The sequence below is a fragment of the Morganella morganii genome (assembly GCF_041099235.1).
In the GTDB taxonomy this organism is placed as follows: domain Bacteria; phylum Pseudomonadota; class Gammaproteobacteria; order Enterobacterales; family Enterobacteriaceae; genus Morganella; species Morganella morganii_E.
The window spans coordinates 58,877-75,485 of record NZ_JBFZSO010000010.1 but is presented as its reverse complement, the minus strand read 5'-3'; the positions used below and the strand labels follow the sequence as shown (position 1 = coordinate 75,485).

Genomic DNA, 16,609 nt, shown 5'->3' with positions numbered 1-16,609 from the left:
TCAGTAGGTGAATCCTAACCAGAGATAGACGGCCAGCGCAAAACTCGCGGTTAATACCGCATACGGCATCTGAGTACGGATATGCTCAATATGGTCACAGTCTGTCGCCATCGACGCTACGATCGCATCACTGGAGATAGGGGAGGTCATATCACCAAAGATAGACCCGGCGATAGCGGCACCAATCATATATTCCGGCGGCATACCAACGGACAGACCCAGCTGCACACCAATCGGGATCATGATAGCGAATGTACCCCAGGAAGTCCCTGTCGCCAGTGACATAATAGCGCTGATCAGGAAGATAAAGCCGACAGAGAAGCCCGGTGCGATAACCCCGGATGTTACCTGGGCAATATAGGCACCGGTGTTAAGGTCAGAAGAGACTGAGCCCATCAGGAAGGCGAGGATCATCACCGAACTGATTTTAATCATATTGGCATAGCCGATATAGAGCTCTTTAAAGAAGGTATCGACATTCATCACGCGGCGCGCCAGGAACCAGACAAATGACACCGCCGTCCCGAACATTACGCCCCAGTAAACCGAGGTGGAACCGCTGCCTTTGCTGAACTCGCCGTCACCGGTGATATACAGCGCGACCGGCACCATCAGAATGGTGGAGAGGATCGGGATAAAGAAGTTCAGTGAGGTATGGCAGTTCGGATGATCAATAATGTCTTTATCATCTTCCGGCTCGTCGTGCGTTTCTTCCGGCGTACCGGTGATAACGTCCGCAGAGCTGATGAGCGCCTGCGCACGCATTTCTGCTTTGCGCATCGGTCCCCAGGAGACATTACTGAATATATAGAACAGAATGCTGGCGAGAGAGAACCAGGCCATGATGTTGTAAACCATGGAATGTGCCAGGATATCAAACGGTTCGCCGGTGATCAGTCCCTGAGAGATTTGCACACCGATAACGCCCATCATTGCCGCACCCCAGCCGTTGATCATGGCGGAAGAACAGACAGACACACAGGCGGTCTGGATGATGTAAGACATTTTCTCCGGCGGCACACCGTATTTCTTCGCCAGCGCTTTGGTGGAAGCACCGGAAACCAGCTGGTTAATCGAGCTTTCGATAAAAATCAGGGACGTGATAATCACCGCCAGCAGCTGAACACCTTTGCGGCCTTTGATGATCTGCGTTTTGTTGGTCAGCAGGCGGACAAGTGCCCGTACACCGCCGGTCACCACGACCAGCCGCATAATCCCGCCAATCATCAGCATGAAGATGATGGTTTTGGCGTTTCCTGATGATTTAAAGACATCAATAATCCCTTCGAGGGTCGCGCGGATCCCCAGTAAGAGGTTGTGATCATGAATAACAGTAAAGCCGACAAGTATCCCGATCAGTAGTGATAAAATCACCTGACGGGTACAGATGGCCAGAATAATAGTGACGACCGGGGTAATGACCGTCCAGATACCATAGTCCTGCATACGCTTTCTCTTTTATTATAGTGGTAGTGATGCTGTGTCAGGCCAGAGCCTGCTGTAAATCAGCCAGTAAATCGCCGATATCTTCGATGCCGACAGACAAACGCAGTGTGCTGTCAAAAACACCGATGGATTCGCGCTCTTCGCGGGTCATAGAGCCGTGGGACATAGTCGCGGAGTGATTCACCATGCTCTCCACGCCGCCCAGCGATTCAGCGAGCACAAAATAGCGCAGTTTTTTCACAAATGCTTCGGTTTCTGTGAGACCGCCTTTCAGCTGAATAGTGACCACAGCACCGCCGGTGCGCATCTGTTTTTTGCATAACTCATAGTGCGGATGATCTTTCAGGCCCGGGTAAAATACTTTTTCAATTTTATCGTGACCGGACAGGAACTCCGCCACGGCCTGTGCATTGCTGCATTGTGCCGCCATCCGCAGTGCCAGGGTTTTCAGGCCGCGCAGGGCGAGATAGGCATCAAAGGGTGAGGCAATCGCGCCGGTGGTGGTTTTCAGGAAATTCAGTCTTTCCGCGAGATCGTCACGGTTGGTGATCACCGCGCCGCCGATTAAATCAGAGTGGCCGCCGATATATTTACTGGAGGAGACCATGATCAGATCCGCACCCATGGTCAGGGGCTTCTGGTTCCACGGTGTCGCGAAGGTGTTATCGATGCAGGTTACGATATTGTGTTCTTTGGCCAGTCCGCAGATGGCTTCAATATCAACCAGTTCCAGTAACGGATTGGTCGGGCTTTCTATCCAGATCATGCGGGTATTGTCTTTGATTTTGCTGCGTACTGCAGCTGAATCATTGAGATCAACATAATCGAACTCGTGGCCGCAGTTCTCTTTTGCCACGCGCTCAAACAGACGGAATGTCCCGCCGTACACGCCTTTCATCGCAATAATATGGGAGCCCTGCGGGAAGATATTCAGCACCAGTGCCGCAGCCGCCACACCGGAGGCCGTTGCAGTGGCGTAAGTGCCTTCCTCGACATCGGCCAGCAGTGTTTCATAGGCGTGGCGGGTCGGGTTACTGACGCGGGAATAGGCGTATTCACCGTGTTCGCTCAGGCTGGTCTGTACAAACGTACTGGCGGTGGTGATCGCCGGGAAAATAGCATGGTTCACTTTATCCTGCTGCTGTCCGCCGTGGATCAGCACAGTGGCAATTTTCTTACTCATAGTTGGTGTCCTGTAAAATATGCGATGAATATTTAATGGTTATTGTAATGGCCGGATAGTGGCACAGGTAGTCAGAAAAAATTTTCTAAAAAAATTCCGCTGCCGCAGACGGCAGAGAATAAATTTCTCTGTTATAAAATAATTGTTATATATCAGATGATTGCGTGTTTTATATGAATGAGAGGTGAATCACACTATGAATAATAAGGTTATTATTTTTATTTTGCGGTCAAAAAAACCGGGCTGATTTTGCCCGGTTTCTGATGTCTGAGAGTAAAAAATGTGTGCGGGGGATCAGTTCCGCACCAGGTCGACAGGATAGGAGTTGAACAGATAACCATCAAAATTCGGGTCATCGACATCCGACAGCTCCAGCAGGCGCTGTTTTACATTTTCCAGATGCTGCCACATGGCTTCTTTGGCCGCCGCCGGGTCTTTCTTAATCATGGCGGCGAGGATCACCTGGTGATCGGTCATCCACTCTTTGCGGTAATCTTTATTGGTGATGCGTGTGTGCAGTTTCAGCCACATCGGATTGTTTTCCCGCCAGGCCCAGGATTGTTTCAGTAGCTCCACCAGCATGCTGTTATGAGTCGCCTGCGCGATAGCCAGGTGAAACTCGCGGTCGCCGGTTTCATCTTCCCCGGTTTTCAGTTCGTCGCGTTCCCGCTGCAGGGCGCTGCGCATATTGGCGATATCCACCGGCGTGGCCTGAGTAGCGGCAAATTCCGCGATATTGCTTTCCAGCAGCTGCCGAGCCTGTAACAGCTCAAACGGGCCGGCGGCATTGAGCGAACCGTTATCCGTATAACCGTCTTTCTGGTGCGGCAGGTCAGTAATATAGATACCGGATCCTTTACGGACCTCTATCAGGTTTTCCAGTTCCAGCATAATAAGTGCCTCGCGTACCACGGTACGGGACACACTGAGCATCTCAGCAATTTCGCGCTCAGGAGGAAGCTTATCACCCACGGCATAATGCATATTGGTGATCATCTGACGCAATGCGTGGCCAACTTCCTGATAAGGACGTTTTGATTCGATAAATTGAGTCATCTGTGGTGCCATAAATAAAATGAAATCGGAGTCAGTTTACCAGATATTGGTCAACCAAAAATGATTTTGATGACTATAATATAAAATAAACCACCCGATATTGATAATACAGGGTGGTTTATCTGAGAGGTGCAACGGAGATTATTTCACGTCGCGGATGCGATCTGCCATTTTGGATAACTCAGGGTTGGACTTGGCAATATCGTCATACATCGGTTTTACCGCATCCTGGAAGGTGACTTTATCAACGGTGATAAATTCAACACCCTGCTTCTCAACTTTCGCACGTTCTTCTTTTTCTGAGGCTTCCCAGAGTTTCGCCATTGTCTGTGCGGAGTCTTTGGCTGCCTGCTTCACAATTTCCTGCTGTTCCGGTGTCAGCTTATCCAGTGATTTGGTCGACATCACCAGCACATCCGGCACCATTGTGTGTTCGTCCAGGGAGAAGAACTTGGTGACTTCGCTGTGACGGCTCAGTGTATAGGACGGGATATTATTTTCTGCCGCATCAACCACACCCTGTTGTAAGGCGGTATAGAGTTCACCGTAAGCCAGCGGAGTAGGGTTACCGCCGAGTGCTTTTACCATTGAGATAGCAGTCGGGCTCGGCTGCACGCGGATTTTCAGACCTTTCAGATCGTCCGGTGTGCGGATAGGTTTCTTGGCATAGAAGCTGCGCGCGCCCGCATCATAGTAAGTCAGACCGACAAAGCCGCTGTCTTTGCTGGAGTCGAGGATCTCCTGCCCGATATCACCGTAAATAATTTTTTCGTAGTGTGGTTTGTCGCGGAACAGATAAGGCAGGTTAAAGACGGAGTAGGCCGGTGAGAATGCTTCCAGTTCAGCAGCATTGGATTTGACGATATCCAGAGCACCGTTCTGCATTAATTCCATGGATTCACGCTGGTTGCCCAATTGCGCGTCCGGGTAGATACGGATGCGGACGTCACCGTTTGTTTTGGTTTTTACGTCATCCGCAAACTGTGTCATGGCTTTGTGAACAGCATGATCACGGTTCTGGTTATGGCTGAGTTTCAGCGTGGTGGCGGCGAAAGCCTGAGTAGCGCTGAGAGCAAATACCGCGCCGATAACAGTGCTGAGGATACGTTTGCTGTTTTTCACGTTAGGGTTCTCCGGAGGAAAATGAGCTTCTTATTATGTTGTCTCACCTTAATCACAAGTCACTAAGTGGTCAAAAGGTAAACCTTCATTGGTTGACCACTATCACAAAATAACCCCAATCTCTGGTTAACCAAATCATAATGTGATCACCGTCACTCACTGTTTTCAGCGGGATAGACTATGCTCGAACAGCAAAATTTGTATTTGGTGTGACAGTTGCCAAATTGGTTAACCAAAATAAGAACAAGGACAAGGCCAATGAAAAACCTTGTAGCGCTGATTAATAAAGGGCTTGCTGTTTTTACTATCTGTTTATCAGCATTCCTGGTGTTCTGTGTGACATGGCAGGTGTTATCCCGCTATATCCTCAGTTCCCCGAGTACCGTTACTGATGAGCTCGCCCGTTACCTTTTTATGTGGGTCGCCATGATTGGTGCGGCTTACACCACAGGACAACACCGGCACCTCGCGATTGATCTTCTCGTTATGAAACTGTCAGGTGCAAGAAAGCAGTTTGTCAGTTTATTTATCCAGATTGCCATTATTGCCTTTGCAGGCATTGTGCTGGTGTACGGCGGCAGCACACTGGTCTCTTCCACACTGGAAAGCGGTCAGATCACCCCGGCTCTGGGCTGGCAGATGGGTTACATCTATCTCTGTTTACCAATCAGCGGCTTACTGATGATTATGTATGCACTGGTTGATATCTTTTCACTCTTTCAGCCGGGTTCAGCAAATACTGAACTGACTGACAGCCACTAATGGTGCGATGAGAGGTTAATTATGGATTGGTATGTGATTGCCGCGCTCTTCGGCACCTTTGCGTTTCTTTTGGTTCTCAGTGTTCCGGTTTCTTTCGCTATCGGCCTGTCATCGTTAGTGGCGATTGCCATGACGCTGCCGCTCGACTCCGCGATTACCGTTGTCGCCCAGCGTATGGCGGCAGGGGTGGATAACTTCTCGCTGCTGGCGATCCCGTTCTTTATTCTCGCCGGTAACATTATGAACCAGGGCGGTATCGCCGCCCGGCTGATTAATGTGGCAAAAGTGATCGGCGGCCGTCTGCCGGGCTCACTGCTGCACGTGAACATCATGGCGAACATGCTGTTTGGTGCGATTTCCGGTTCTGCTGTGGCTTCAGCGGCTGCGGTCGGCGGTACTATGTCCCCGATGCAGAAAAAAGAGGGGTATGACCCGGAACTGTCTGCTGCGGTGAATATTGCATCCTGTCCGTCAGGTCTGCTGATCCCGCCGAGCAACACGCTGATTGTTTACTCGCTGGTTTCCGGCGGTACGTCGATTGCGGCACTGTTCCTGGCCGGATATATTCCGGGCATCCTGATGGGGCTGTCTCTGATGATTGTTTCCGGGATTATCGCGAAAAAACGCGGTTATCCGGTTGCACCGCGCCCGACATGGAATGAGTTTTTCTCAACAGTCTGGAAAGCCGTTCCGTCACTGATGCTGATCGTGGTGATTATGGGCGGGATTATCGCCGGTATCTTTACCGCAACAGAAGCATCCGCGATTGCCGTGATCTACAGCTTTGTTCTGGCCGTGATTATTTACCGTGAAGTCAGTTTCAGCCGCCTGCCGAAAATTATTCTGGAATCGGCAGTGACAACCTCTATCGTGCTGCTCCTGATCGGGGCATCCATGGGGATGTCATGGGCGATGGCGAACGCGGATCTGCCGTATCTGATTGCTGACGGTCTGATGGCGATTTCCGATAACGCGCTGACTATCCTGCTGGTCATTAACATCATCCTGCTGATTGTCGGCATCTTTATGGACATGACACCGGCGGTGCTGATTTTCACCCCGATTTTCCTGCCTGTCGCCATGGATATGGGGATTGATCCGGTGCACTTCGGGATCATCATGACATTCAACCTGGCTATCGGTATCTGTACCCCGCCGGTTGGCAGCGCACTGTTTGTCGGGTGTTCTGTGGGCGGAGTCAGTATTGATAAAGTCCTGAAACCACTGGTGCCGATGTATATCGCACTGATTGCGGCGCTGGCGGTGGTGACCTATTTCCCTCAGCTCAGCCTGTGGCTGCCTGAGTTAGTCCTGAATTATACACCATCGTAATACCGGTGTTGTCACTCATCTGCCCTGCCGGATGAGTGACTGTTTTGGTTTACCGGTTTAATAAAATGAAAGTAACAAAAACGTACTTATCGTTGATTTATTTTTATTTACAGTAAAAACAATAAATTAATCATAAAACAAAATGTGATATTGGTTGACCAATATTGTTTTCAGGCTTGACGTCTCTCTGTGTTGATAGGAAGATGACAACGCTGTACACGTGACAGCAGGGTTTGACAGCAATACTCGCCACACCGGGGATTTAATTGGTCAACCAAATAAACAGTGATGATATTCGCGGAGCATAAACGAGGTTTAGTATGAAACAAACTTGGCGTTGGTACGGACCGGCAGATCCGGTTACTTTATCTGATATTCGTCAGGCGGGCGCTACCGGTATCGTGACAGCGCTGCACCATATCCCGAACGGTGAAGTCTGGACCACAGACGAAATTCAGAAGCGCAAGGCGCTGATTGAAGCCAACCATCTGGAATGGACCGTGGTTGAGAGTGTGCCTATCCACGAAGATATCAAAACACAGACCGGTGACTATGAAAAATGGATTGCCAACTATCAGCAATCTCTGCGTAACCTCGCCGCCTGCGGTATTTATACTGTCTGCTACAACTTCATGCCGGTTCTCGACTGGACCCGTACTGACCTGGAATATGAACTGCCGGACGGCTCAAAAGCATTACGTTTTGATCAGATTGAATTTGCGGTGTTCGAAATTTACCTCTTACAGCGCGAAGGGGCTGAGCAGGACTACACCGCAGAAGAACTGGCGCAGGCCAAAACCCGCTTTGAAACCATGCGGGATGACGAAAAACAAAAACTGATAAACAATATTATTGCCGGTCTTCCGGGTGCGGAAGAAGGCTATACACTTGAACAATTCCGCCAGCACCTGAAACGTTACGCCGGTATCGATAAAGCGAAATTACGTGAGCATTTTGCGTATTTCCTGAATAAAATCATTCCGGTGGCTGAAGAGTGCGGCCTGAAAATGGCTGTGCATCCTGATGATCCTCCGCGTCCTATCCTCGGCCTGCCGCGCATTGTCTCCACGATTGAAGATATGCAGTGGATGGCGGATACCGTCAACAGTGATGCCAACGGTTACACCATGTGCACCGGCTCTTACGGCGTACGTGCTGATAACGACCTGGTCAATATGATTCAGACCTTTGGTCCGCGGATTTACTTCCTGCATCTGCGTTCAACCATGCGCGAAGAAAACCCGAACACCTTCCACGAAGCGGCGCATCTGGCCGGTGATGTGGATATGTATAATGTGATCAGCGCGGTTGCCGCCGAAGAGAACCGCCGCCGTGAGAGCGGGTCTGAGTCCCTGATCCCGATGCGTCCGGATCACGGTCATCAGATGCTGGATGACCTGAAGAAGAAAACCAACCCGGGCTATTCCGCCATCGGACGTCTGAAAGGGCTGGCTGAAATCCGCGGTCTGGAAATGGGTATTCACCGCGCATTCTATACAAAATAATATCTCATACCTTTGTACCTGCCGGGCTGCGGGATCTCTCCCGCAGCCTGCTCCCCGGGAGCCTGTAATGGAAAAGAATCTTGTCACTGCGGACATCACCGCAACGCGTCCTGACTGGACGACTGATCGTCTCACCACCCGTATTGTTCACCTCGGCTGCGGTGCGTTTCACCGCGCACATCAGGCGCTGTATACCCATCACGTATTAGAAAAAACAGACAGCGACTGGGGTTACTGCGAAGTTAACCTGATGTCGGCACAGGATGCGGCACTGATCGAAGGGCTGAAAGCCCAGTCCATGCTGTATACCGTGGCAGAGAAAGGGGCGGATAACACAGAGCTGAAAATTATCGGCTCGATGAAAGAAGCGATGCACCCGCTGATCGACGGTATTGATGCGGTGATTGAGAAAATGGCTTCTCCGGATGTCAGTATTGTTTCCCTGACCGTGACCGAAAAAGGCTACTGCACCGATCCGGCGACCGGGCAGCTTGACCCGGAAAATGCGCTGATTAAACAGGATCTGGCGACACCTGAGACCCCGCGCTCCGCTATCGGCTATATCACAGCGGCACTGAAACGCCGTCATGAGCGCGGTCTGCCGCCGTTTACCGTGCTCTCCTGTGATAACGTCCGTGAGAATGGTCATGTTGCCCGCGAAGCTGTGCTCGGCCTGGCGCGGTTACAGGATCCGGCGCTGGCGGCGTGGATTGAAGCCAATGTCACTTTCCCGTGCACGATGGTTGACCGCATTGTTCCGGCGGCCACCCCGGAAACGCTGGCGGAAATCGCACAGCTGCTGGGAACGGAAGATAACTGTGCTATCGCCTGTGAGCCGTTCCGTCAGTGGGTGATTGAAGATAATTTTGTTAACGGCCGCCCTGAGTGGGATTGTGCCGGTGCGCAGTTTGTGCAGGACGTGGTGCCGTTTGAATTAATGAAGCTGCGGATGCTCAACGGCAGCCACTCTTTCCTGGCATATCTCGGCTATCTCGGCGGTTATGCGCATATTTCCGATACCATGACCAACCCGGATTACCGCAAAGCCGCCCGCGCACTGATGCTGGATGAGCAGGCTCCGACCCTCACCATGCCGGAAGAAACCGACCTGGTTGCCTATGCGGATAACCTGATTGACCGCTTTACCAATCCGTCCCTGAAACACCAGACCTGGCAGATTGCGATGGACGGCAGCCAGAAGCTCCCGCAGCGCCTGCTGGACCCGGTTGCGCAGCATATCGCGGACGGCAGTGACTATCGTCATCTGGCACTGGGCGTGGCGGGCTGGATGCGTTATGTCAGCGGCACTGATGAGCAGGGCAACAAAATCGATGTGCGTGACCCGCTGGCAGAGACGTTCGCAGCTATCTATGCGAAACACGGCCTGTCTGTGGCGGTGGTGGATGAGCTGCTGGCAATTGAATCCATTTTCGGTAACGACCTGCCGAAACAGCAGGGCTTTGTTGATGCGGTGAAACGCGCGTATCAGCAGTTACTTGATGTCGGTGCCCGTCAGGCTGTTGCCGCACTGTAATCCCGGAGAGTTTATGAAACAGTTTCTTTGCGAAGACTTTTTACTGCACAGCGACATCGCCCGCCGTCTTTATCATGACTACGCGGCGGACATGCCAATCTATGACTATCACTGTCACCTGAATCCGCGTGAAATCGCGGAAAACCGCCGTTTTGATAACCTCGGGCAGATCTGGCTGGAAGGGGATCACTACAAATGGCGCGGCATGCGTTCGGCGGGAATTCCGGAGCAGCTTATCACCGGACGCGACAGCAGTGATTATGAAAAATACCAGGCGTGGGCAAAAACGGTGCCGATGACCCTGGGTAACCCGCTCTATCACTGGACACATCTGGAACTGCGCCGCCCGTTCGGTATCACCGGTAAGGTGTTCGGGCCGGAAACAGCGCAGAGCATCTGGGATGAGGCCAATGAAAAACTGGCGCAGCCTGAATTTTCCGCGCGCGGCATTATGCAGCAGATGAATGTGCATATGGTCGGCACCACCGATGACCCGGCAGATTCGCTGGAATACCACCGGCAGATTGCGCAGGATGACAGCTTTGATATTGAAGTGCGTCCGAGCTGGCGCCCGGATCGCGCTTTTAAAATTGAACTGGACGGCTTCACGGATTATATCGCGAAGCTCGGACAGAGTGCCGATGTGGAGATCCGCCGTTTCAGCGACCTGCTGACCGCGCTGGAACGCCGTCTGGCTCACTTTGCGCAGCACGGCTGTGTTGCCTCCGACCACGGTATTGAGATTCTGCGCTATGCGCCGGTGCCGGATGAACCGGTGCTGGATGCGATTCTGCAGAAACGTCTTGCCGGGGAAATCCCGGATGAAACCGCCACCGCGCAGTTTGCAACGGCGGTGCTGGTCTGGCTCGGAAAGCAGTATGCGAAACGCGGCTGGGTGATGCAGCTGCACATCGGTGCGCTGCGCAACAACAACACGCGCATGTTTAAGCTGCTCGGTGCCGACAGCGGTTTTGATTCCATCGGTGACGCGCCGGTGGCGTATCCCCTGTCACGTCTGCTTGATGAAATGGATAAAACCGATGAGCTGCCGCGCACTATCCTTTACTGCCTGAACCCGCATGATAACGAAGTGCTGGCGACCATGATCGGCAACTTCCAGGGCGGCGGTATCGCAGGTAAAGTGCAGTTCGGTTCCGGCTGGTGGTTCAACGACCAGAAAGACGGTATGCAGCGTCAGCTCGAACAGCTGTCACAGCTGGGGTTGTTAAGTCAGTTTGTCGGGATGCTGACAGATTCCCGCAGTTTCCTGTCCTATACTCGTCATGAATACTTCCGCCGCATTCTGTGTAATATGCTCGGCACGCTGGCGGTAAACGGCGAAATTCCGGCAGATGAAACCATGCTGGGGCAGATGGTACGTGATATCTGTTTTAATAATGCACAGCGTTATTTTTCTGCTGCAAAAGGTGAATAATGACAGTGAAACGCATTGGTCTGATCGGCGAGTGCATGATTGAACTCAACGGCGCGCCGTTCGGGGAGATGGTTCAGCGCTACGGCGGTGATGCCCTGAACAGTGCGGTTTATCTGGCCCGCGCGGCCGGAGACGCCGTTGAGGTGAATTTTATCTCTGCCATGGGAACCGATCCGCTCAGTAAAGGGATGATCAGCCGCTGGCAGGCGGAAGGGGTCAACACTGCGCATGTGCTGATCGATCCGCATCATCAGCCGGGGTTATACCTTATTCAGCTGGATGAGCAGGGCGAGCGCACGTTTCTTTACTGGCGCAATGATTCGGCGGCGCGCTATCTTGTCCGTCATCCGGATTACCCGGCGCTGCTGGCGCAGATGGGGGAGATGGATGCCATTTATCTCAGCGGGATCAGCCTCGCCATTCTGCCGCCGCAAGACCGGCTGCAATTGCTGGATGACCTGAAAACATTGTCACAGCAGGGCAAAACCATCCTGTTTGACAGTAACTACCGCCCGGCACTGTGGGCGGATGAAAATGAAACCCGTGATTGTTATCAGGCTATGTATGCACTGACTGATATGGCGCTGGTCACTGATGATGATGAGGCGCGTCTGTGGGGCGACAGCGACCGTAACGCCACCTTTGCCCGTCTGGCAAAAGCCGGGGTGAAGCAGGCGATTATCAAAGCGGGTGCTCAGGGGTGTGACTACCGTGATCTGCGCACTGACGCACCGGCCATCAATATTGCCACCACCCCGGCGGAACAGGTGGTTGATACCACGTCAGCCGGTGATGCCTTTAACGCCGGGTTCCTGGCGGGCTGGCTGACCGGCGCGGATATTGAACGCGCTGCCCGGATGGGCCACCGGCTTGCGGGTGTGGTGATTCAGCACAAAGGGGCGATTATCCCGCAGGCGGCGACCCGCCCGGTCACTGATACTTTACTGAATAACACGTTTTAACGGGAAAAGAGGAGAATGAGATGTCCGAATTACAGGCAATGATTACCCGTTTCCGGCAGCTGAAAATTGTGCCGGTGATCGCCGTGGATAACGCGGAAGATATTATCCCGTTAGGTCAGGCACTGGCGGACAACGGTCTGCCGGTGGCGGAAATCACTTTCCGTACTGAGTGTGCGGCGGAAGCGATTAAACTACTGCGCGAAGCCCGCCCGGATATGCTGGTGGGCGCAGGAACCGTGATTAACCGCGAGCAGGTACGTCAGGCGAAAGCCGCCGGGGCACAGTTTGTCGTCTCTCCCGGTCTGAACCCGAATACTGTGCAGGCGTGTCAGCAGATTGATATCCCGATTGTGCCGGGGATCAACAACCCCAGCGCGGTTGAGCAGGCACTGGAGCTGGGCATCGATTTCGTGAAATTCTTCCCGGCAGAGCCGTCAGGCGGTATTCCGATGATCAAAGCCATGCTGGCGCCGTATCACCAGTTACAGGTGATGCCGACCGGTGGTATCGGGCTGAACAATATCCGCGACTATCTGGCTATCCCGCAGATTGTAGCCTGCGGCGGCTCGTGGATGGTTCCGGCTTCGCTTATCAAAGCAAAAGACTGGGCAGCCATCGGCAAACTGGCGCGTGAAGCCAGTGATTTTGTGAAGTAATCCTGCCATTTTTTGTGTGCGGCAGCATTTTTTGTCTGCCGCCTGCTTTTCCTTTCCTGCACAGTTTTGTCCGTTTTCTGCTCGTTCAGCGGCTGTCGGTTGTGGCTTTGACTACGATAGCTTATTGTTTTTATTAATACATACGAAGTATGACGGCTGACTCAGATATTTCCGTATTGCTATATTATGATGACCGGTATCAGCCTCTCTTTTAAGCGGGACTCCAGTTTTGCTTCGTCATGTGACCTTTCGCCTGCGCGATAAATTAATTATTGCCTCTGTTCTGCTTATCACTATCCCGACATTAATCATCGGTTATTTTGTTGAAAGTGAAGGGCGCGCGGCTTTGCTGCGAGAGAAAAGCAACAAACTGTATTCAGTCGCTTATCTGCTGGAACGGACTCTGAATAATGAGTTCGGGCTCGGACAGGGCCTGCCGCGGAATGAGCGCCTGAAGCTTATCGGCGACAAACTCTATCCGGAGGCGGAAAAAATCACCGCCATGTTTCAGGGAGTGGCTACAGGCTATTATCACCGGGAACTGGACGGCATTGTCACGTACTCACCACGGCTGCTTTACGGCTATAAAATCGGAACTTCCATTACCGGAGCACATACCGGAAAACAGGTTCTCGAAACCGGAAAACCGATGACGGCATGGGGATCTCAGGTCCGCGGTAACATTATGAACGCGATGGTGCCGATAAAACGCAACGGACAGGTTATCGGTTATGTCTGGGCAAATGAGCTGACGGATGATATTGACCGTCAGGCGCTGGCGATGGATATCCGGGTTATCACGGTGGTGTCTTTTGGCATTGTTTTCAGTCTGTTTTTTATTATCTGGTTCTCCCGCCGTTTCGGTCAGGATATTGATGAAATTAAAAACGGGCTGAGTGCGTTGTCACATGATCTGAATACCCACCTGCCGATGATGAAAGGGGAGATGGGAGAAATCAGTGACAGCGTCAATGCCCTGGCACAGGCATTACGGGAGATGAAGACCCTCAACGAGCTGATTATTGAAAGTGCGGCAGACGGTGTTATTGCTGTCGATATTAACGGTTGTGTCACCATGATAAACCCGGCAGCAGAAGAGATTACCGGGTATATGGAGCGGGATATGCTCGGACAGTATTACGGGGATATTTTCTCCGGCCGGCCTTTCATCAGCCCGGTTCTGGACACGCTGAAACGTGGTATTGAGCACGTCAGCCTGGAAATTGCCTATCCCGCCCGTGACCGTACCATTCAGATAAACGTCAGCACCAGCCGTATCCGCAATGCGGGCGGGGAGCTTATCGGCGCGCTGGTGATATTTAAAGATCTCACGGCGCAGAAAGAGGTTCAGCGCCGGATGCAGCAGGCGGAAAAACTCGCGACACTCGGCGAGCTGATGGCTGGTGTCGCCCATGAGGTACGTAACCCGCTGACGGCGATCAGCGGTTTCGTGCAGATCCTCAAAGAACTGGAAAATCACCCGGATAAACTGGAATACATCAGTATTATTCTCAAGGAAGTCGACTCCATTGACCGGATCATCCGACAGTTACTCGATTTCTCCCGGCCGCAGACCGGCACATTCCGCCCGATCAGCGTCAACCGGCTGATTGAAGAGGCGCTGGTGCTGGTCAAAACCAAAGGAGTGGAAGCACGGGTCACATTTACCTGGGAGCCGGATGACACACTGCCGCTGATTGAAGCCAACAGCGAACTGCTGCGCCAGGTGCTGCTTAATATCATGATAAACGCGGTGCAGTCGATTCCGGCCAGAGGCAATCTCTTTATCTCTACCTGCTATATAGAAGAGCAGCGGGTGATGGTGGTGATTCGTGATGACGGGGCAGGCATTCCTGACGCGCTGCAGAAAAAAATCTTTGACCCGTTCTTCACGACCAAAGCATCAGGGACAGGATTAGGTCTGGCTATCAGCCAGCGGATAATCGCGGCACATCAGGGAGATATTTTTCTTGAGAGCCGCGAGCATCACGGAACAGCATTCACCATAACATTGCCGATAACGCAGAGTAAGCAAAATGATTACACAGAAATCGTACCGGATCCTGATTGTTGATGATGAGAAAAACCTGAGCAGGATGCTGGAGACCGCATTTTCCATTGATGGTCATGAAACCTGTATTGCACAGGATGGTGAAGTTGCACTGCACTATTTTGTCCGGGATAAACCGGATGTGGTGCTGATGGATATCCGCATGCCGAAACTGGATGGCATTGAGGCCCTCAAACGGATGCGGGAACTGAATCCGGAAGTGCCGGTCATTCTGATGACCGCCTATGCCGCTGTGGAAACCGCCGTGGACGCACTGCGTCTCGGGGCGTTTGATTATGTAATCAAGCCCTTCGACCTGACAGAGCTGAAACTGCTTATCTCCCGTGCATTACAGCTGCAGGAGATGAAACAGGAAATCAATCTGCTGCACCGCGAACTGAGTGACAGCTACCAGTGGGGACGGGTGCTGACCCGTAACCCGAAAATGATGGAAATCTGCCGTGATATCGCCAAAGTCTCGCGCAGCCAGGCGACAGTACTTATCACCGGGGAAAGCGGCACCGGGAAAGAAGTGGTGGCGCGGGCGATCCATTACAACAGCGAAAGGGCTAATGGTCCCTTTATTAAAGTGAACTGCGGGGCGCTGCCCGGCTCGCTGCTGGAAAGTGAGCTGTTCGGCCATGAAAAGGGCGCATTTACCGGGGCACAGGTGCAGCGTCAGGGATTATTTGAACGTGCCGGCGGCGGGACACTGTTGCTCGATGAGGTCGGTGAGATGCCGGCGGATTTACAGGTGAAACTGCTGCGGGTGGTGCAGGAAAAAGAATTCGAGCGGGTCGGCGGCAGTAAAACCATCCGCGTGGATATCCGCATTATTGCCGCGACCAACCGCGATATGCATGAACGGGTGCGGGAAGGGCATTTCCGCCAGGATCTGTTTTACCGCCTCAATGTGATTCACCTGAATCTGCCGCCGTTGCGTGAGCGGCCGGAGGATGTGGGGCTGCTGGCTTCTCATTTTCTGCAAAAATTCAGTCAGGAAAATAACCGCGATATTGTCGAGCTGGCACCGGAAACGCTGGCATTGCTGATGAATTATCAGTGGCCGGGCAATGTGCGGGAGATTTCCAACGTGATTGAACGGGCAGTGATTATGAGCACCGGTTATGTGATTTTCCCCGAAGATCTGCCGGAGCAATTACTGGCACAGGTCCGCAGTCAGCCGGTGGCACTGATTCCGGTCACGCAGGAGCCGGGGCTGAACCTGAAAGAGAATATTAAAGCTTACGAGAAAGAGCTGATTATTTCCGCGCTGGCGGAATTTCAGAATAACAAAACCCATACCGCCTCTGCGCTGGGGATCAGCCGCCGGGCATTAATGTATAAATTGCAGGAATACGATATTGAATAATTAATAATAATTTAATATCGATAATTAAAAAAAGCACGGTGAAAATAAATTCACCGTGCTTTTTTTGTTGTGAATAAATTTTCACACTGTGCATTTTATTTCACCATCAGGAATGAGTGATTTATTTATTATATGTTAATGAATTTATTTTGTTGAATTTTAAATCCATTAATATCATCAACTTAAAACAATAT

13 protein-coding genes are annotated in these 16,609 nt (G+C 52.0%); 9 read left to right on the top strand and 4 right to left on the bottom strand.

The window, feature by feature from the left end; translation table 11 throughout:
* From AB7038_RS15155 to AB7038_RS15140, 4 genes are all read right to left on the bottom strand, one after another.
* Positions 1-1,446 carry a Na+/H+ antiporter NhaC family protein gene (locus tag AB7038_RS15155; protein ID WP_004904626.1) on the bottom strand — a complete coding sequence of 482 codons (1,446 nt, stop codon included), beginning with the start codon at positions 1,444-1,446 and terminating at the stop codon, positions 1-3.
* A 37-nt stretch (positions 1,447-1,483) separates the two neighbouring features.
* Entirely contained in the window at positions 1,484-2,629 is a 1,146-nt protein-coding gene (locus AB7038_RS15150; protein ID WP_368890203.1) for a PLP-dependent aspartate aminotransferase family protein, read from the bottom strand.
* A gap of 294 nt (positions 2,630-2,923) precedes the next feature.
* Positions 2,924-3,685, bottom strand: a complete 762-nt coding sequence (locus tag AB7038_RS15145; RefSeq protein WP_370531206.1) for an FCD domain-containing protein — start codon at positions 3,683-3,685, stop codon at positions 2,924-2,926.
* 141 nt (positions 3,686-3,826) lie between these two features.
* Positions 3,827-4,807: a TRAP transporter substrate-binding protein gene (locus AB7038_RS15140; protein WP_015422348.1), complete on the bottom strand. Its 981-nt coding sequence runs from the start codon at positions 4,805-4,807 to the stop codon at positions 3,827-3,829.
* A gap of 258 nt (positions 4,808-5,065) precedes the next feature.
* On the opposite strand from AB7038_RS15140, the gene AB7038_RS15135 reads away from it, so the two are divergent.
* The 9 genes from AB7038_RS15135 to atoC all read left to right on the top strand — a co-directional run bounded on the left by AB7038_RS15135 (position 5,066) and on the right by atoC (position 16,415).
* On the top strand, positions 5,066-5,569 hold the full coding sequence (locus AB7038_RS15135) for a TRAP transporter small permease (protein ID WP_143972038.1): 504 nt from the start codon (positions 5,066-5,068) through the stop codon (positions 5,567-5,569).
* A gap of 21 nt (positions 5,570-5,590) precedes the next feature.
* Entirely contained in the window at positions 5,591-6,901 is a 1,311-nt protein-coding gene (locus AB7038_RS15130) for a TRAP transporter large permease (protein ID WP_004237928.1), read from the top strand.
* A gap of 320 nt (positions 6,902-7,221) precedes the next feature.
* Positions 7,222-8,406, top strand: a complete 1,185-nt coding sequence (gene uxuA, locus AB7038_RS15125; protein WP_108655852.1) for a mannonate dehydratase — start codon at positions 7,222-7,224, stop codon at positions 8,404-8,406.
* Between the two features lie 67 nt (positions 8,407-8,473).
* Positions 8,474-9,940, top strand: a complete 1,467-nt coding sequence (locus AB7038_RS15120; RefSeq protein WP_369453594.1) for a fructuronate reductase — start codon at positions 8,474-8,476, stop codon at positions 9,938-9,940.
* Positions 9,941-9,953: 13 nt separating this feature from the next.
* Complete coding sequence (uxaC, locus tag AB7038_RS15115; protein WP_369453593.1) at positions 9,954-11,375, top strand: glucuronate isomerase; 1,422 nt, start codon at positions 9,954-9,956, stop codon at positions 11,373-11,375.
* Entirely contained in the window at positions 11,375-12,337 is a 963-nt protein-coding gene (locus AB7038_RS15110) for a sugar kinase (RefSeq protein ID WP_369453592.1), read from the top strand. The genes uxaC and AB7038_RS15110 overlap by 1 nt, the downstream gene beginning before the upstream one ends.
* Positions 12,338-12,357: 20 nt before the next feature.
* Complete coding sequence (locus AB7038_RS15105) at positions 12,358-12,993, top strand: bifunctional 4-hydroxy-2-oxoglutarate aldolase/2-dehydro-3-deoxy-phosphogluconate aldolase (RefSeq protein ID WP_368890207.1); 636 nt, start codon at positions 12,358-12,360, stop codon at positions 12,991-12,993.
* A 229-nt stretch (positions 12,994-13,222) separates the two neighbouring features.
* Positions 13,223-15,067, top strand: coding sequence for a two-component system sensor histidine kinase AtoS (atoS, locus tag AB7038_RS15100; protein WP_369453591.1), 1,845 nt, complete (start codon positions 13,223-13,225; stop codon positions 15,065-15,067).
* On the top strand, positions 15,030-16,415 hold the full coding sequence (gene atoC, locus AB7038_RS15095; protein ID WP_368890209.1) for an acetoacetate metabolism transcriptional regulator AtoC: 1,386 nt from the start codon (positions 15,030-15,032) through the stop codon (positions 16,413-16,415). Before atoS ends, atoC begins: the two co-directional genes overlap by 38 nt.
* Positions 16,416-16,609 lie beyond the last annotated feature (194 nt).